This window comes from Streptomyces sp. DT224, assembly GCF_049844595.1.
In the GTDB taxonomy this organism is placed as follows: domain Bacteria; phylum Actinomycetota; class Actinomycetes; order Streptomycetales; family Streptomycetaceae; genus Streptomyces.
In genome coordinates this window covers 145636-161796 of sequence record NZ_JBNCLI010000010.1, presented here as the reverse complement: position 1 = coordinate 161796, position 16161 = coordinate 145636, and the positions used below count along the sequence as shown (strand labels likewise).

The window sequence follows — 16161 nt, the reverse complement described above, 5'->3', positions numbered from 1 at the left end:
CGGGGACGAACGAACCGCAGGCCCACCCCTCAACAGGAAGGGTTCACCTCTCCATGACACCGAGACACGGCAGACCGCGACGCGCCTGGGGGCTCCTGCTCGCCGTGGGCCTCGCGGCGACGGGGCTCCCCGCCGCCACGACCGCCCAGGCCTCGCCCGCGAGCGACGCCACCGCCCCGTCCGTCGAGCGCGCGCTGACCAACGACCTCGCGGACGGCGGAAGTTCCACCTTCTGGGTCTACCTCCGCGACGAGGCCGACCTCAAGGGCGCCGCGAAGATCAAGGACCGGGCGCGGCAGGGACGCGAGGTGCAGAGCCGCCTCCAGGAGACGGCCCGGGCCAGCCAGTCCGCCCTGATCGACGTGCTGCGGGACGCCGACGCCTCGTACACGCCCTTCTGGATCGCCAACACCGTCGAGGTGAAGGGCGACGCGGACCTGCTGAAGCGGATCACTGCCCTGCCGGAGGTGGAGCGGGTCACCGGCGACCGGACGTACGCCCTGCCGGAGATGAAGGCGGCGCAGGACGAGCCGACCGTGGACGACGTCGAGTGGGGTGTCGACCGGATCGGCGCGCCCGGGGTGTGGAAGGACTACCAGGCCACCGGTGAGGGCATCGTCGTCGGCAGCATCGACTCCGGCGTCCAGTACGACCACCCGGCGCTGGTGGAGCGGTACCGGGGGAACAACGGCGACGGCACGTTCACCCACGCCTACAACTGGTACGACCCCACCGTCAGTTGCGGCATCGTCGTCTCCACGCCCTGCGACAACGTGGGGCACGGCACCCACACCGTCGGCACCATGGTCGGCGACGGCGGCACCGGCAACCACGTCGGCGTCGCACCGGGCGCCAAGTGGATCGCCGCCAAGGGGTGCGCGGGCAGCACCTGCGCGCAGAGCGCCCTGCTGGCCGCCGGCCAGTTCATGCTGGCTCCCACGGACGCCCGCGGCAAGAATCCGCGCCCCGACCTGCGGCCGCACGTCGTGAACAACTCGTGGGGCAGCGCCGCGGCGGGGGCCGACCCGTGGTTCGAGCAGACCGTGCAGGCGTGGGTGGCGGCCGGGATCTTCCCGGTCTTCTCCAACGGCAACGAGGGCCCGGACTGCGGGACCGACGGCAACCCGGGCAACCTCAAGGAGAGCTACGGGGTCGGCGCCTTCGACGCCGACGGCACCATCGCCTCCTTCTCCAGCCGCGGCCCCTCGGAGTTCGATGACGGCCTGATCAAGCCGAACGTCTCGGCGCCGGGTGTCGCGATCCGTTCCACCTACCCCGGCGGGAAGTACGCCGTCGGCAGCGGGACGTCGATGGCCGCGCCCCATGTGGCGGGCTCCATCGCCCTGTTGTGGTCGGCGGCCCCGGCGGTCGCGCGGAACATCGACGCGACCCGGCGTCTCCTCGACGAGACGGCCGTGGACGTCCCTGACGTCTCCTGCGGTGGCACCGCCGCGAACAACAACGTGTACGGGCAGGGCCGCCTCGACATCCACGCGGCCGTCGAGAAGGCGCCGCGCGGCACAACCGGCACCCTGAGTGGCACGGTCACCGACGCGACCACGGGTGAGCCCGTCGAGGGCGTCACCGTGCAGCTCACCGCCGCCGGTGACCCGGTGGGCCTCCCGGCGACGACCGACGCCGAAGGGCGCTACACCACACTCGCCACCGTCGGCGACTACACCGTGACGACGTCCTCCCCGGCCTACACCGCCACGAGGACGGAGGTGACGATCACCGAGTCCGCCACCGCCACCGCCGACATCCGCCTGCCGGCCCTGCCCGGCAAGGTCCTGTCCGTCGGCCCGGGCGACGTCGACTTCGGCTCCGTACCCATCGGCACCACCGGCGGCCCGGTCGCCGTCACGCTCACCAGCCTCGGCAGCAAGCCGGTCACCGTCATCCACGTCACCGACCACGACGGCGCCTTCGTGGCCGACGCGGGCACCTGCGGCAAGGCGCCCTTCCGGCTGAAGCGCAAGGAACACTGCACGCTCGATCTGTCCTTCCGGCCCACTGAGAAGACCGGACAGGACGGGAAGATCACCCTCCTCGACGACGCGAAGGGCCACGTGCACACCGTGCGCGTCCACGGCGGCGGCACCCCGATTCCGGCCCGCACCGGCACGGTGGGCACCTCGCCCCTGCAACGCGACCTGCACGCCGCGGCCATCGACCCCGAGGGGCGTTACGCCTACTTCGGCACCGACAACCCCGTGGACCCGTTGCCCGGCTACATCACCAAGGTCGACCTGAAGACGTTCAAGAAGGTCGGCACCCTGTCGGTGGGGATCGGGCAGAAGGTCATGCAGGACGCGGTCATCGACCCGGCGGGGAAGTACGCCTACTTCGCCGTCGCCGCCTACCCGAGCCGCCTCGTCCGCATCGACCTGGACACCTTCACGCTCGACAAGATCATGGTCCTGGGCGCGGACGACGGCAACGTCCGCTCGGCCCTCATGGACCCGGCGGGGAAGTACGCCTACTTCGGGACCGGCACCAACCCCGGGCGCCTCGTGAAGGTCGACCTGGCCACGTTCACCCGCGTCGGCTCCGTCACCCTGGGAGCCGGAAACGACTTCCTGGACGACGGAGTCATCGACTCCAAGGGGGAGTTCGCCTACTTCGGTACGGTGACCAGCCCGCAGGGACGCGTGGTCAAGATCGACCTGGCGTCCCTGCGGGAAGTCTCCACGCTCACGCTCCAGCCGGGTGAGGGGCCCCTGCGCGCCGCGGTGATCGCGCCCGACGACCACTACGCGTACTTCGGCACCGGCGAGGGCAGCAGCGGCCGGATCATCCGGGTCGACCTGACGACCTTCACCCGCGACAAGGTCATGACCCCGTCGGGCGGCGGGGCGTTCTTCTCCGCGGTGATGGACCCGGGCGGGCGGTTCGCGGCCTTCGGCACGCTGTCGACCCCGGGCCGGGTCGTCACCATCGACCTGGAGCGCTTCGAGCCCACCGGGTACGTGGCGCTCGGCGAGAACGACGGCCCGCTGATCTCCGGCGTGATCGACCCGCAGGGCGCCTACGCGTACTGGGGCACCAAGGACGCGCCCGGCCGGATCGTCAAGGTCAGGGTCGGCGCCCGCTTCGAGCTCACCGCCACGGCGGGCCCGGGCAGGCTGCTGCGCACCGCGTCCCTCACCTGGAACGGGGCGACGACGGCGAAGGTCCGGGTGGTCCGGGACGGCAAGGCGGTCGCGACCGTGCCGAACACCGGGCGCTTCACCGACCTGATCACCGGACGCCGCCTGCCCTCGTACACGTACAAAGTGTGCGACACGGGCACGGACCGCTGCTCGGCCGAGGCGAAGGTGGCCTTCGGCGGGTAGCGCGCGGGGCCTCCGCCGGTTCGTTCCCCCCGGCGGAGGCCCCTGCCCGTCGGACGGGCCCGTCCAGGAACCCCGTTGCGGGCGCTACCCTCGCCGCCATGGTCGAACACGAAGCCTTCTCCGTCACCCGTGCCGCCTACGACGACGCCGCCGGGCTGTACGCGCGGTTGTTCAGCGACTCACTGCGCGACAGCCCGCTGGACCGGGCGATGCTGGACGTCTTCGCCGAGGCCGTCGGTGCGGGCGGGCGGGTGGCGGACCTCGGCTGCGGGCCGGGCCATGTCACCGCCCACCTCGCCGGGCTGGGGCTCGACGTGTTCGGCGTCGACGCCTCGCCCGCCATGATCGAGCTGGCCCGGACGGCCTGCCCGGGGCTGCGGTTCGACACCGGGTCGATGGCCGCGCTCGACATCGCCGACAGTTCCCTGGCCGGTGTCCTCTCGCGGTGGTCCGTGATCCACACCCCGCCGGCGGAACTCCCGCCCGTCCTGGCCGAGTTCGGCCGCGTCCTCGCACCCGGCGGCCACCTCCTCATCGGCTTCTCCGCCACCGACGGGCCCGACCGCCCCACGCAGTCCTTCGACCACGCCGTCGCGACGGCCTACCGGTGGTCGCCCGACCACCTCGCCGGTCTGCTGCGGGCCCACGGGCTGACCGAGACGGCCCGGATGGTGCGCGAGCCCCGGCCGGACGACCGGCGGCAGTTCCAGGAAGTGCACCTGCTCGCCCGCAAGGCGTAACGCGGGGAGCGGTCCGGTGAGGTGCCGGACGGCGAGGTGTGGGTGCACTGCGCGGGCGGGACGCGCGCGGCGATCGCCGCATCCCTGCTCGACGCCGAGGGCCGTGCGGTCGTCGCCGCACTCGCCGCCCTCGCCGCGGTGCGCATGCTGCGGCGCTCCGGCGGCGCGGCGGGCATGCACTGGGCGGTGGCGGCCCCGTTCACCGGCGCCGCGATCCCGGGTGCGTGGGACGTCAGGCGGCTGGCGGCACGGGAGGCCGGGGGCGGCCTGCAACGGCTGTTCGCCTGGGAGCTGCTCGGGGTCGCCGCGTTCACGCTGGCCGACGCGCTGACGTAACGGCGGCGGCGCCGCTCAGGCCAGGGAGAGGAACAGCTTCTCCAGACGGGCCCGCATCCGGTCCCGGTCCACCACCGCCCGGTCGCCGTCGGCCATGCACTGCTGGAGGCCCGTCGCGATGATGGCGAAACCGGCCCGGTCCAGGGCGCGGGAGACGGCCGCCAGCTGCGTGATCACGTCCTCGCAGTCCCGGCCCTCCTCGATCATCCTGACGATCCCGGCGATCTGGCCCTGAGCCCGCTTCAGCCGGTTGAGCACCGACTTCAGCTCGTCGGCCGCCATGTCCAGCTCCACGGTTCCTCCCACGTGCACGGCCTCGGGTACGGCCTCGGTCAGGGTTATACCCCCAGGGGTATATTCTACCCCGTTCGGCGACCCGTACGGCGTACACCCGCTTGTGGGGCCCCGCAGGCCGGGTGAGGGTGGCGGTGCCCGGGCCCCGCAGGGCCGGGCACCGCCGCGAGGGAGACCGACATGCCGCAGGACACGGAGATCAAGCCCGCCGAACAGACCATCGCCCGGGCCCACCAGGCGGTCCGGCGCGACTACCCCTTTGACGACACCCAGGACCTGGAGGACGCCCGGCGCGGCTTCATGGGCACCGCGCAGGACCCGGTGATCCGCGACGCCACCGGCAGCGCCGTCTGGGACCTGGAAGCCTACGGGTTCCTCGACCAGGAGTGCCCGGACACCGCCAACCCGAGCCTCTGGCGGCAGAGCCGGCTCTGCTCCGAGCACGGGCTCTTCGAGGTCACCGAGGGCATCTACCAGGTACGCGGCTTCGACCTGTCCAACATGACGATCGTCGAGGGCGAACGGGGTGTCTTCGTCATCGACCCACTGGTGTGCGCCGAGACGGCCGCCGCCGGCCTCGCCCTCTACCGCAGCCACCGGGGGGACCGGCCGGTCACGGGCGTGCTGTACACCCACAGCCACGCGGACCACTTCGGCGGGGTGCGCGGGGTGCTGACGGACGAGGACGTGGCGGGCGGTGTGCCTGTCCTCGCCCCGCAGGGGTTCCTGGAACACGCTGTCAGCGAGAACGTCTACGCGGGCACTGCGATGAACCGTCGCGCGGCCTATATGTTCGGTGCCGCGCTGCCCAAGGGCGCGCAGGGCCAGATCGGTGCGGGGCTGGGGCAGACCCTCTCGACCGGTGTCGTCGGGCTGATTCACCCGACGGTGGACATCACCCGCACCGGCCAGGAGGAGACCGTCGACGGCATCCGCATGGTCTTCCAGCTCACCCCCGGCACCGAGGCGCCGGCTGAGCTGAACATCCACTTCCCCGACTTCTCCGCCCTGTGCATGGCGGAGAACGCCACGCACAACCTGCACAATCTGCTGACCCTGCGCGGAGCCGTGGTCCGCGACCCGCACGTGTGGTCCCGCTACCTCACCGAGTCGATCGATCTCTTCGGCGGGCTGTCGGACCTCGCCTTCGCTTCCCACCACTGGCCGGTCTGGGGCCGCGAGCGCGTGATCGCCTTCCTCACGGAGCAGCGCGACCTGTACGCGTACCTCCACGACCAGGTCCTGCGGATGCTCAACCAGGGACTCACCGCCCCGGAGATCGCCGAGGAGATCGTGATGCCGCCGGCCCTGGAACGGGCCTGGCACACCCACGGCTACTACGGCTCCGTCAGCCACAACGCCAAGGCGATCTACCAGCGTTACCTGGGCTGGTTCGACGGCAACCCGGCGCACCTGTGGCAGCACCCGCCGACCGAGGGCGCCCAGCGGTACGTGGAGTTCATGGGCGGCGCCGAGGAAGTCCTGCGCAGGGCCCGGCAGTCCTTCGAGGACGGCGACTACCGCTGGGTGGCGGAGGTCGTGAACCACGTGGTGTTCGCGGACCCGGACAACAGGGGGGCACGCGCCCTCCAGGCAGACGCGCTGGAACAGCTCGGCTTCGGCTGCGAGAACGGGACCTGGCGCAACTTCTACCTGATGGGCGCCCTGGAACTGCGCCACGGTTCGGTCGGCACCCCCACCTCCACCGTCGCACCGGACGTCCTGGCGGCCCTCACCCTGGACCAACTGGTCGACTCGGTCGCGATCCGGGTCAACGGCCCCCGCGCCTGGGACGCGGACATCACCGTCCGCTGGGACATCGCAGGCAGCGAGCCCCTCACGATGCGGCTGCGCAACGGCGTCCTCACCCACGTCACCGGCACCGGACCCGCTGCGGGCGAGCCCGACGTCGCCTTCGCGCTGACCGAGGCGGACCTGCGGGACGTCCTGGTGGGCGCGGTGCAGCCCGGCGACCTCGCGGCCCGCCCCGGCGTCGAGGTCACCGGGGACGCCGGCCGGCTGATCGAACTGCTCGGGTATCTCGACGCCCCGGACCCGGACTTCGCCATCGTCACCCCCTGATCGGCAGACCCGCACCCACGACGACAGGAGGACCGATGGCGGTACGACACCGTTTGATCGAGGCCACGGTGGCAGATGTCTGGCGGGTCCTCGCGGACCCCTCGCTCTACAGCGACTGGGTGGTCGGGACCTCCGACTCCCGCCCCCGCCGCGGCACCTGGCCGGAGGTCGGCGCCAGCCTCACGTACACCCTGGGCATCGGCCGGTGGTCCGTGCGGGGACGGACGATCGTCCGGCGGTGCGAGGCGCCGCACGTGCTGGAGCTGGAGGCCGACAGCGGCCGGATCGGCACCGCCCGGATCGCCCTGGAAGTGCGGCAGTGGGGCGACAACGCCCTGGTCACCTTGGACGAACACCCCCTGCGCGGTCCGGCCGGGACGTTCCACAACACGGCCATCGACGCCGTGATCCAGCTCCGTCACCGCAGCGTGCTCGCGCGGCTGGCGCAGACCGTCGCCGCGGCCCCGAAGGGCGCCCGCGAAGCGGTCTGACCCCTTTCCGTGATCCCCCTGGAGGCACCGATGCCGGACGCCGTGGTCATCGGAGCGGGTCCCAACGGTCTCGTCGCGGCGAACCTGCTCGCCGCCGCCGGGTGGAGCGTCGAGGTCCTGGAGGCCCAGCCCGAGCCCGGCGGGGCGGTGCGCAGCGACCGCCGGGTGCACCCCGACTACGTCACCGACCTGTTCAGCGCGTTCTACCCGCTGGCGGCGGCCTCCCCGGTCATCGGCGGGCTCGACCTCCGGGAGGAGGGGCTGCGCTGGTCGCGCGCCCCCCGCGTCCTGGCGCACCCGCTGCCGGACGGGCGGTGCGCGGTGCTGGAGGACGACGCGCGGGACACGGCGGCGGGCCTCGACGCGTTCACCGAGGGCGACGGGGCGGCGTGGCTGGAGCTGTGCGCCACCTGGGACCGGGTGCGCCGCGACGTGCTGGGCGCCCTCTTCACGCCGTTCCCGCCGGTGCGTTCGGGCGTCCGCCTCGCCGCCCGGCTCCGGGCCGCCGACGGCCTGCGCCTGGCGCGGACCCTGCTGCTGCCCGTGCGCCGTCTGGGCGAGGAGCGGTTCGGCGGCGAGGCGGCCAGGATTCTGCTGGCGGGCACCGCACTCCACGCCGACCTCGGCCCCGAGGCGGCCGGGAGCGGCGGCTTCGGATGGCTGATGTCCATGCTCGGGCAGACCTACGGCTTCCCGGTGCCCGTCGGCGGCGCGGGCGCGCTCACGGCGGCCCTGGTACGCCGGCTCGAACGGCACGGCGGCGTGCTCCGCTGCGGGGAGCAGGTCACGGAGGTCGTCGTACGCGGCGGACGCGCCGTCGGCGTACGCACCGCGAAGGGCGAGGCCGTGCCCGCGTCGCGCGCCGTGCTCGCCGACGTGTCCGCGCCCGCGCTCTACGGCCGACTGGTCGACGCACGGCACCTGCCCGGCCGGCTCCTGGACGACCTGCGCCGCTTCCAGTGGGACTTCGCGACGTTCAAGGTGGACTGGGCGCTGAACGGCCCGGTGCCCTGGACCGCCCGCGCGGCCACCACGGCGGGCACCGTGCACCTGGCGGACGGCGTCGACGGCCTCACCCGCTTCACGGCGCAGATCGCCACGGGACAGGTGCCGGACCGGCCCTTCCTGCTCTTCGGGCAGATGAGCACCGCCGACGCCACCCGCTCACCGGCCGGCACCGAGGCCGCCTGGGCCTACACCCACGTCCCGCACCGCATCAAGGGCGACGCGGGGGAGGACGGGCTGACCGGGCGGTGGGACCGGGGCGAGCAGGAGGCCATGGCCGACCGCATGGAGCAGGAGGTGGAGCGCTGGGCCCCCGGCTTCCGCTCCCGCATCAAGGCCCGCCGCCTGCTGGCACCGCCGACCATCGAATCCATGGACGCCAACCTCTACGGGGGTGCGATCAACGGCGGGACGGCGTCGGCGCACCAGCAACTGGTGTTCCGCCCGACCCCGGGCGCCGGCCGGCCCGAGACCCCGGTCAGGGGTCTGTACCTCGCCTCGGCCTCGGCGCACCCCGGCGGCGGGGTGCACGGCGCCCCCGGCGCCAACGCGGCGCGCGCGGCGCTGCGCAGGCGTCTGCGGCGCTGAGGCGCGGGTCAGTCCCGCCGCGCGGGGCCCGCCGACCCGGCCGCCCGGCCCCCGGCCCCCAGCAGGCCCGTGGGCGTGAACTCGGAGCGGTTCAGCTCCTTGCGGGTCGCGAGGGCGACCACCCCCGGCAGCCCGGCCCGCACGGCCTGGACGCCGCGCAGCCAGCCGGGGACGTACACGGAAGGCGACCGCCGTTCGATCGCGGCGACCACGCGCCGGGCCACGTAGGGCGCCGGGTAGGTCTTCCGGGCCGGCGGGGGCATGTGGGCGCGCAGCTCCCGCAGCACCGGGTACTGGTCGGCGTCCCGGATCATGTCGGTGTCGATCCAGTTCAGGTACGCGATGCCCACGCCGACACCGCGCGGCGCCAGTTCCGCGCGCAGCGAGTGGCACAGGGCCTCCACGCCCGACTTGGAGGCGCAGTACGCGCTCATCATGGGCGCGGCCCCCATGGAGGCCAGCGAGGCGATCTGGAGGTAGTGCCCCCGGGTGTCCAGGAGCTGGGGCAGGAACGCCCGGGCGGTGACCGCGCTGCCGATCAGGTTGACCTCGATCACGCGCCGCCAGCTCGCCGGGTCGGACTCCGCGAACGGCCCGCCCTCGGCCACGCCCGCGTTGGCGACGACCACCGAGGCGGGGCCCAGCCGACGGCGTACCCCGTCGGCGACGCGGGCCATCGCCGCGTCGTCGGTGACGTCCACGTGCCAGTGCCCGGAGGGTGCGGGGAGCGTGCCGGCCACCCCGGCGAGCGCTTCCTCCTCCAGGCCGAGCAGGGCCACCCGGGCGCCCCGGGCGGCCAGCTCCCGGGCCACGGCCTTGCCCAGGCCGCGCGCCCCGCCCGTCACCACGGCCGTACGGCCGCTCAGCAGGTGCTTCCGGTCAGTCACGGGACTCCTTCGCGGTGACGGGAATGGTCGGACAGGCCCCGAGCGCCCTGTTCCGGCCATGGTCACCCGGGGCTGCCGGATGTGCGCGGCGGGAGCGGCCCCGCATGCGGCCGCGGGGGCGGGGCAGGAGGCGGGGGACCGCCGCTCGGGTCGCGGCGGGGGGCGGGCCCGGCCACGCTGGACTGGATGAGCCCGCGCCGGTGAGAAGAGGACCGCCTTCCCCCTCATGGAGGATCCGGATGACGACTACCGCCGCACCGCCCGCCGACCTGGGCAGCCTGTGGACCCTGCCCGGGGTGTACGCCCCGCAGGCCGACACCCACCTGCTGGCGCGGGCGCTCCGGGCCGAGGGCCCGGCCGCGGGCATGGACGTCCTCGACGTCTGCACGGGCAGCGGCGCACTGGCCCTGCTGGCGGCGCGGGGCGGGGCCCGGGTCTGGGCGATCGACATCTCCCGGCGGGCCGTCCTGACCGCCCGCCTGAACGCCGCCCGCGCCGGCCACCGCGTCCGGGTGCTGCGCGGCGACCTCACCGGCCCCGTGGGCGGCCGGCGCTTCCACCTGATCGTGAGCAACCCCCCGTACGTCCCCGCCCCGCACACCCGCCGCGCCCGCGCCCACGGCCCCGAGGTCGCCTGGGACGCCGGGCGCGGCGGCCGGCAGGCCCTGGACCGGATCTGCGCCCACGCCCACGACGCCCTCCACCCGAACGGCGTGCTGCTCCTCGTCCACTCCGGGCTGTGCGGCGTGGAGGAGACCCTCGCCCGGCTGACCGCGAGCGGCCTGCGCGCCGCGGTGACGAGCCGGGCCTCCGTACCCTTCGGGCCGGTCATGACCGAGCGGCTGCCGTGGCTCCGCGCACAGGGACTGCTCGGCCCTCACGACGACACCGAGGAACTGGTGGTCATCCGTGCCGAACGCCCCTGAACCCCGCCGCCTCTCCATCGAGCCGGGCGGCCCCGTGCTGATCGAGGGGCCGGTCGAGATCGTCCGGGAGGACGGCTCGACCGTCACCTCCGACCGCTTCGTCGTGGCCGTCTGCACCTGCCGCCGGAGCCGGATGTACCCCTGGTGCGACACCAGCCACCGCCGTCACCGGCGGCCCGTCAGCCCTCCGCCGGGTGAAGGCGGACCGGAAGGGCCTGGTGGCCGTTGCTGATCAGCGACGGGAGCGGCAGGAGGTCCTCGGCGGGGACCGCGAGACGGATCTCGGGGAAGCGCTCGAAGAGCTGACGCAGGGCGGCGGCGATCTCCAGGCGGGCCAGCGGGGCGCCGAGGCAGAAGTGGACGCCGTGGCCGAACGCCAGGTGGTCCTTGGCGGTGCGGGTCACGTCGAAGTCGTCGGCGGTCTCGCCGTGCCAGTCGGGGTGGCGGTTGGCGGGGGCGAAGGAGACCAGGATCGCCTCGCCCCGGGCGATCTTCCGCCCGTCGGGCAGGGGGATGTCCGAGACGGCGAAGCGCATCGGGATGTGCTTGACCGCGGGCTCGTGGCGCAGAGTCTCCTCGACCACGTCGTTCCAGTCGGCGCGGCCCTCGCGGAGATGGGCGAGCTGTTCCGGGTGGGTCAGCAGTGCGGTGATCGCCTGGTCGATCACGTTGACCGTGGTGTCGTAACCGGCGGAGATCATCAGGAGCAGCGTGTCGCGCAGCTCCTCCTCGCTGAGGCGTCCGCCGTCGCCCTCGTCGTCGCGGGTGGCGAGCAGGAGCGAGGTCATGTCGTTGCCCGGCCGGTCCCGCTTGGAGGCGATGAGCCGGCCGAGCGCCTCGTACAGGGCGGCCGTGTTGGCGGTGGCCTCCTCGACGGTGAGGGTGGTGTCGAAGACGCCGTCGACCGTGGAGCGGAAGCCGTCGAGCTGGTCCTCGGGGACGCCCATGAGCCGGCCGATCACCGCGATCGGCAGCGGGTGGGCGAGCTCGGTGCGGAGGTCGACCGGTTCGCCGGCGGGCCGGTCGGCGAGGCCGTCGAGGAGTTCGGAGACGATCTTCTCCACCGAGACGCGCAGGTCCTGGACGCGGCGGGCGCTGAACGCCGGGGCGATCATCCGGCGCAGCCGCCGGTGGTCGCCGCCGTACGCGGTGAACATGTTGTTCACCGCCACCCACAGGGCGAGCGGCCAGGTGGCCACCGTCTCGGCGAACGCCGGCCAGTGCGCCCGGGCGTCCTTCGAGACCTGGGAGCTGGTCAGGAGCTCCTTCAGGAGGACCGGGTCGCTGACGGACCACGCGGTGACCCCGAGGACGTCGACGCGGGTGGCGGGACCGCGCTCGCGCAGCGCCCGGTACTCCGCGTGGCGGTCGGTGCCCGCGGGGTCGAGGACGAGGATCGGCTGCTCGGACATGGGACTCCTTCAGTGGGAGGCGTGGAAGACGATGGGGAGCGATTCCAGCGCGCGGTGGAACGGGCCCGGGCGCCTGCGCAGTTCCGCGGCCGGGACCGCGAGGTCCATCTCGGGCAGGGCGTCGAGCAGACAGGTGACCGCGGTCTCCGCGATCAGGTACGCGTGCGAGCGCGCCGGGCAGGTGTGCGGGCCGATGCTCCACGCCAGGTGGGCCCGGTTGCCCGCGATGCCGCCGGACGCCCGCGCGATCGCCGGGTCGTTGTTGCAGCCGGCCATCGAGATCATGACCGGCTGGTGGGCGGGGAGCAGCACCCCGTCGATGTCCGCCGGGTAGGGCGGGTAGGTGATGCAGTAGTTCGCCATCGGCGGGTCGGTGTAGAGGACGGTGTCGAGCGCGTCCCGCACGGTGGAGTGCCCGGCGTGCAGCCCGGCGGAGAACTCCTCGTCGGTGAGGATCTTCAGCTGGGTGTTGGCGATGAGATTGGTCAGCGGCTCGATGCCCGCCCCGTACAGCGTGACCAGTTGGTGGCCCATCTCCTCGTCGGTCAGCTGCGCCGCGTGGCCGAGCAGCCGGGAGGTGATGTCGTCGGCGGGGTGGCGCCGGCGCAGTTCGACCAGGTCGGCGACCGCCTGGCCCAGGATCTCGTTGCCCCGCTGGGCGTCCGTGGCCTCGAAGATCCGGGACATCCCGTCGGCGATGCGCGCCCCGATCTCGTCGGGGCAGCCGAGCAGGGAGCTCAGGACGCGGAAGGCGATCGGCCACGCGTACTGGGTGAGCACATCGGCCCGGCCCGCCGTGATGAAGTCCGCGATCGCGGCCGCGGCCAGCTCCTCCACCCGGGCCCGCAGCTCGTGCTGGTCCACGGCGTCGATCGCGGTGGTGTTGGCGGTCCGGTAGCGGGCGTGCGCGGTGCCGCTGCTGCGCAGGGCGTTGGGCCGCCACTCCATCATCGGCCGCACCGGGCAGGAGGCCGGCACCCGCTCCTGCCAGACGCGCGGGTCGTGCGGGAAGTACAGGGGGTCGTTGAGGATGCGCCGGGCCTGGAAGTACCCGATCACCAGGGTCGCCGGGATGCCCGGGGACAGCTCGACGGGCACCAGCGGCCCGTACGCCGCCCGCATCCGCTCGTGCGCGGCGTGCGGGTCGGCGGCGTAGGCCGGGTCGTAGAGCGCGACCCGGCCCGACGGGGCCGACGGCAGGGTGGTGGTGGGGGACGTCATGGCGTGGGCTCCAGGGAGAGGGCCGAACGTTGCGCGGCGAGGTGTTCCGTGAGCGTGATCAGGGCGTACACGCAGGAGGTGCGGTCACGGGCGTCGCAGGTGGTCAGGGGCGTCTCCGGGTCCAGCGCCAGGGCCTCGCGGATCTCGTCCAGGCCGTACCCGGGCGCGTCCGGGAACACGTTGATCGCGACCGCGTACGGGATGCCCTGGTCCTCCAGCAGCCCCAGCGCCTCGTGGCTCGCGTCCAGGTCGCGCGTGTCGGCCAGCACCAGGCAGCCGAGCGCGCCGTGGGCCAGGTCCTCCCACACCGGCTGGAACCGCACCTGGCCGGGCAGGCCGAACAGGTAGAGGGCGAGCGCGCCGCGGGCCAGGTGGATGCGGCCGAAGTCCATGCCCACGGTCGTCGTGGTCTTGTCCGGCACCCCGCGCAGATCGTCCACGCCGGCGCTGTCCTCCGTGATCGGCTCCTCCATCCGCAGCGGCCGGACCTCCGAGACGCTGCCGATGAAGGTCGTCTTGCCGACGCCGAAGCCACCGGCGATCACGATCTTGGCGGACTGGGTCACCGTGGCCGGCACGTACGAGACGCCGTTCGAGGCGTCAGACCAGTTCTCGGAGTCCATCGAGCACCTTCTGGAGGATGTCGTTTCGGGGCTGGTCACCCGCGGCGGGTGCGGGGCCGGCCAGATGGCCGCTGTCCATCAGGGAGGACACGATGATCCGGACGGTGGAGGGCGGCAGCTGGAGCGCGGCGGCGATGTCGGCGACCGCCAGACCGCCCCGGCCCACCGCGAACAGGCTCATCACCCGCCGCGCGTCGGGCCCCAGCTCACCGGCCGGGCCCGGCGCGGCGACGACCACGCTCTCCAGGCGTACATCCCGGTCCGGGCGGACCCGCCCGCCGGTACGGACGTAGGGCCTGACCATGTCCGGATCGTGCCGGGGGCCGCTCATGCGGCGGGGCCCCCGTCCGGCCGGAGTACCGGGGTGCGCTCCCTCGTGCCCAGCTGTTCGCCCAGGCGGACGACGAGCAGGGCCATGTGGTGGCTGATCAGGCCGACGTCCGCGTGCGGACCCGTCGTCACGACGGACAGCATGGTGTGGTTCCCGGCCGCGGTCGTCAGCCCGATGGCCGACACGGACTCGATCAGCTGCTGGCGCACCCCCTGCCCGCCGGTGAACTCGTCCCAGGCCCGGCCCGACGCGCGCAGCGACGCGGTCAGGGCGGCCAGCTTCTCGCCGTCCTCCTGGCTGATGGTGCGCGTCCGCGCCTTCAGCAGTCCGTCGCCGCTCATCAGCACGGCGTACCGGACGCCCTCCACCGTTCCGAGCTGCTCGTCCAGCAGCCAGCCCAGGGTGTTCGCGTGCGTGTCCGACATGATCAACGTCCTTCGTCCGTACGGGGGGTGTTCTGGTCGTCCCGGCTGCGGCGGCTGCCCGCCATCCAGGCGGCGGCCACCGCGGGCCTGCCCGGCTCGACCTCGGGTTCGGGGCCCGGCCGCGCTGCGGTGGCGGGCCGCGTCCCGCGGCGGCGGACGGTGAGCCCGCCGGCCGTGGTCGCCGGGGCGGGAGCCGGACCGGGGGCCGGACCGGGCGCGGGTTCCGGCTCGGGGGCAGCCAGGGGGGCGGTGGCCTTCCGGGCCGTCGGCAGCGACTGCGCGGCCGCCGGCCGGGACGGCCCCGGCGTCGTCAGCAGCTCCTGCGGCAGCACGATGATCGCGCGGGTGCCCCCGTACAGGTTCGGCGCGGTCAGCTCGACGCGGAAGCCGTACTGGTGGGCCAGGACCGAGGCCACCCGCAGACCCGTCTGCGGGTAGGCGCCGAGCCGTGTGATGTCGTCCCGCTGCTCGCCGGACATCACCTCGCGGGCCCAGGTCAGCCGCTCGTCCTCCATCCGGAGACCGGCGTCGTCCACGACGAGGAACGCCGCGTTCGCCCCGTGCTCCAGCGAGACGTGCACCAGGGCGTTGGGCGGCGAGTAGCGCAGGGCGTTGTCCAGCAGCACCGCCAGGGTGTGGACGACCGCCTCCACGGACCGGCTGCGCACCGCGAAGGACTCCAGATCCGTGTGCCGGACGCGCTGGTAGCCCTCGACCCGGCCCATGGCGGTGCGCACCACATCGGTCAGCGTCGTCGCGGGCCAGCGCCGCGACAGTTTGTCCCCGGCCAGGACCCCGTAGCCGGACGCGGTGAGCAGCATCTGCTGCGCCAGGTGGTCCATCTCGACCAGCGTCGCGTACGCGTCGTCCGACACGTGGCGCCGTACCCCGGCGCTGATCGTGCTGCTCAGCTTCGCCGCGCGGTGCACGGTACTGGACGCGAAGGCGCGTACCGCCGCCCGAGCCGTGTCCACCGACTCCTGGCGGACCCGGGCCACCTGACGTTCCGTCTCCACCCTTGCCTGGGCGAGCTGTTCCTCGGCGGCGTTCTGCGTGAGGCGGGCCGTCATGGTGATCGCGGAGCGCACCTGATCGGCCAGCGCAGTCAGCCCGTTGGCGAGCTGGGTGTGGGCCAGCTGGGGCGGGATGGCCGAATCCAGTGGGTAGGGGCGACCGCTCCGCGCCTCGGCGGCTGCGGCCTGGACGACGCTCTGGGCGATGTGCGCCACGTACTGCTCGGCCGCCCGGATCTGCTGAGTCAACTGATCGCGCTGTGACCGGATTTCGTCGGCCCGGCGCTTCTCGGCGCGGGCCCGGCGCAGGAACCACAGCGAGGCGCAGGCCCCCGCCGCCAGCGCGAGCAGGATCACTATCGGTTCAGTCATGGGGTCCTCGCGGAGATCATGGGGGGCGGTTCCACCGGCCGCGCGGGCGCCGGAGCCCGCGCGGTCAGCTGAGGCGGGGG

Annotated in this window: 16 protein-coding genes; 8 read left to right on the top strand and 8 right to left on the bottom strand. The window is 73.7% G+C overall.

Going from position 1 to position 16161, the window contains the following annotated elements; translation table 11 throughout:
- Window positions 1-53 precede the first annotated feature (53 nt).
- From ACLQ2N_RS25200 to ACLQ2N_RS25190, 3 genes are all read left to right on the top strand, one after another.
- Window positions 54-3335: a S8 family serine peptidase gene (locus tag ACLQ2N_RS25200; protein ID WP_425816421.1), complete on the top strand. Its 3282-nt coding sequence runs from the start codon at window positions 54-56 to the stop codon at window positions 3333-3335.
- A gap of 98 nt (window positions 3336-3433) precedes the next feature.
- The gene (locus ACLQ2N_RS25195; protein ID WP_425816420.1) at window positions 3434-4075 is read left to right on the top strand and encodes a class I SAM-dependent DNA methyltransferase; all 642 of its coding nucleotides are present in this window, start codon (window positions 3434-3436) and stop codon (window positions 4073-4075) included.
- 21 nt (window positions 4076-4096) lie between these two features.
- Window positions 4097-4411 carry a hypothetical protein gene (locus ACLQ2N_RS25190; protein ID WP_425816419.1) on the top strand — a complete coding sequence of 105 codons (315 nt, stop codon included), beginning with the start codon at window positions 4097-4099 and terminating at the stop codon, window positions 4409-4411.
- 15 nt (window positions 4412-4426) lie between these two features.
- Here the strand turns inward: ACLQ2N_RS25190 and ACLQ2N_RS25185 are convergent, their stop codons facing one another.
- Window positions 4427-4705 (bottom strand): metal-sensitive transcriptional regulator, encoded by a 279-nt coding sequence (locus ACLQ2N_RS25185; protein WP_425816418.1) that lies wholly within the window; start codon window positions 4703-4705, stop codon window positions 4427-4429.
- 180 nt (window positions 4706-4885) lie between these two features.
- Between ACLQ2N_RS25185 and ACLQ2N_RS25180 the strand changes: the two genes are divergently transcribed.
- Genes ACLQ2N_RS25180 through ACLQ2N_RS25170 form a run of 3 tightly spaced genes read left to right on the top strand, consistent with a single transcriptional unit; the run spans window position 4886 to window position 8871 of the window.
- A complete protein-coding gene (locus ACLQ2N_RS25180; RefSeq protein WP_425816417.1) occupies window positions 4886-6787 on the top strand; it encodes an alkyl/aryl-sulfatase in 1902 nt (633 codons plus the stop codon).
- A 35-nt stretch (window positions 6788-6822) separates the two neighbouring features.
- Window positions 6823-7278, top strand: a complete 456-nt coding sequence (locus tag ACLQ2N_RS25175) for an SRPBCC family protein (RefSeq protein ID WP_425816416.1) — start codon at window positions 6823-6825, stop codon at window positions 7276-7278.
- A gap of 30 nt (window positions 7279-7308) precedes the next feature.
- On the top strand, window positions 7309-8871 hold the full coding sequence (locus tag ACLQ2N_RS25170) for a phytoene desaturase family protein (RefSeq protein ID WP_425816415.1): 1563 nt from the start codon (window positions 7309-7311) through the stop codon (window positions 8869-8871).
- An 8-nt stretch (window positions 8872-8879) separates the two neighbouring features.
- On the opposite strand, the gene ACLQ2N_RS25165 is transcribed toward ACLQ2N_RS25170, so the two are convergent.
- The gene (locus tag ACLQ2N_RS25165; RefSeq protein ID WP_425816414.1) at window positions 8880-9758 is read right to left on the bottom strand and encodes an SDR family oxidoreductase; all 879 of its coding nucleotides are present in this window, start codon (window positions 9756-9758) and stop codon (window positions 8880-8882) included.
- A gap of 239 nt (window positions 9759-9997) precedes the next feature.
- Between ACLQ2N_RS25165 and ACLQ2N_RS25160 the strand changes: the two genes are divergently transcribed.
- Window positions 9998-10684: a HemK2/MTQ2 family protein methyltransferase gene (locus ACLQ2N_RS25160; protein WP_425816413.1), complete on the top strand. Its 687-nt coding sequence runs from the start codon at window positions 9998-10000 to the stop codon at window positions 10682-10684.
- Window positions 10668-10916: a CDGSH iron-sulfur domain-containing protein gene (locus ACLQ2N_RS25155; RefSeq protein ID WP_425816412.1), complete on the top strand. Its 249-nt coding sequence runs from the start codon at window positions 10668-10670 to the stop codon at window positions 10914-10916. Before ACLQ2N_RS25160 ends, ACLQ2N_RS25155 begins: the two co-directional genes overlap by 17 nt.
- Here the strand turns inward: ACLQ2N_RS25155 and ACLQ2N_RS25150 are convergent.
- From ACLQ2N_RS25150 to ACLQ2N_RS25125, 6 genes are read right to left on the bottom strand one after another with little or no spacing between them, the layout of a single operon-like run.
- Window positions 10864-12096, bottom strand: a complete 1233-nt coding sequence (locus tag ACLQ2N_RS25150; RefSeq protein WP_425816411.1) for a cytochrome P450 family protein — start codon at window positions 12094-12096, stop codon at window positions 10864-10866. The two genes, ACLQ2N_RS25155 and ACLQ2N_RS25150, sit on opposite strands and share 53 nt — an antisense overlap.
- A gap of 9 nt (window positions 12097-12105) precedes the next feature.
- Complete coding sequence (locus ACLQ2N_RS25145; RefSeq protein ID WP_425816410.1) at window positions 12106-13317, bottom strand: cytochrome P450; 1212 nt, start codon at window positions 13315-13317, stop codon at window positions 12106-12108.
- Complete coding sequence (locus ACLQ2N_RS25140) at window positions 13314-13940, bottom strand: GTP-binding protein (RefSeq protein ID WP_425816409.1); 627 nt, start codon at window positions 13938-13940, stop codon at window positions 13314-13316. The genes ACLQ2N_RS25145 and ACLQ2N_RS25140 overlap by 4 nt, the downstream gene beginning before the upstream one ends.
- The gene (locus ACLQ2N_RS25135) at window positions 13918-14244 is read right to left on the bottom strand and encodes a DUF742 domain-containing protein (RefSeq protein ID WP_425816408.1); all 327 of its coding nucleotides are present in this window, start codon (window positions 14242-14244) and stop codon (window positions 13918-13920) included. The genes ACLQ2N_RS25140 and ACLQ2N_RS25135 overlap by 23 nt, the downstream gene beginning before the upstream one ends.
- 23 nt (window positions 14245-14267) lie before the next feature.
- Window positions 14268-14696 carry a roadblock/LC7 domain-containing protein gene (locus ACLQ2N_RS25130; protein WP_425816407.1) on the bottom strand — a complete coding sequence of 143 codons (429 nt, stop codon included), beginning with the start codon at window positions 14694-14696 and terminating at the stop codon, window positions 14268-14270.
- Between the two features lie 2 nt (window positions 14697-14698).
- Window positions 14699-16081 carry a hypothetical protein gene (locus ACLQ2N_RS25125; protein WP_425816406.1) on the bottom strand — a complete coding sequence of 461 codons (1383 nt, stop codon included), beginning with the start codon at window positions 16079-16081 and terminating at the stop codon, window positions 14699-14701.
- Between the last annotated feature and the right edge of the window lie 80 nt (window positions 16082-16161).

Coding starts and splice junctions, on each gene's coding strand:
- ACLQ2N_RS25200 (WP_425816421.1), top strand. CDS start 54: ATGACACCGAGACACGGCAGACCGCGACGCGCCTGGGGGCTCCTGCTC.
- ACLQ2N_RS25195 (WP_425816420.1), top strand. CDS start 3,434: ATGGTCGAACACGAAGCCTTCTCCGTCACCCGTGCCGCCTACGACGAC.
- ACLQ2N_RS25180 (WP_425816417.1), top strand. CDS start 4,886: ATGCCGCAGGACACGGAGATCAAGCCCGCCGAACAGACCATCGCCCGG.
- ACLQ2N_RS25175 (WP_425816416.1), top strand. CDS start 6,823: ATGGCGGTACGACACCGTTTGATCGAGGCCACGGTGGCAGATGTCTGG.
- ACLQ2N_RS25170 (WP_425816415.1), top strand. CDS start 7,309: ATGCCGGACGCCGTGGTCATCGGAGCGGGTCCCAACGGTCTCGTCGCG.
- ACLQ2N_RS25160 (WP_425816413.1), top strand. CDS start 9,998: ATGACGACTACCGCCGCACCGCCCGCCGACCTGGGCAGCCTGTGGACC.
- ACLQ2N_RS25150 (WP_425816411.1), bottom strand. CDS start 12,096: ATGTCCGAGCAGCCGATCCTCGTCCTCGACCCCGCGGGCACCGACCGC.
- ACLQ2N_RS25145 (WP_425816410.1), bottom strand. CDS start 13,317: ATGACGTCCCCCACCACCACCCTGCCGTCGGCCCCGTCGGGCCGGGTC.
- ACLQ2N_RS25140 (WP_425816409.1), bottom strand. CDS start 13,940: ATGGACTCCGAGAACTGGTCTGACGCCTCGAACGGCGTCTCGTACGTG.
- ACLQ2N_RS25135 (WP_425816408.1), bottom strand. CDS start 14,244: ATGGTCAGGCCCTACGTCCGTACCGGCGGGCGGGTCCGCCCGGACCGG.
- ACLQ2N_RS25130 (WP_425816407.1), bottom strand. CDS start 14,696: ATGTCGGACACGCACGCGAACACCCTGGGCTGGCTGCTGGACGAGCAG.
- ACLQ2N_RS25125 (WP_425816406.1), bottom strand. CDS start 16,081: ATGACTGAACCGATAGTGATCCTGCTCGCGCTGGCGGCGGGGGCCTGC.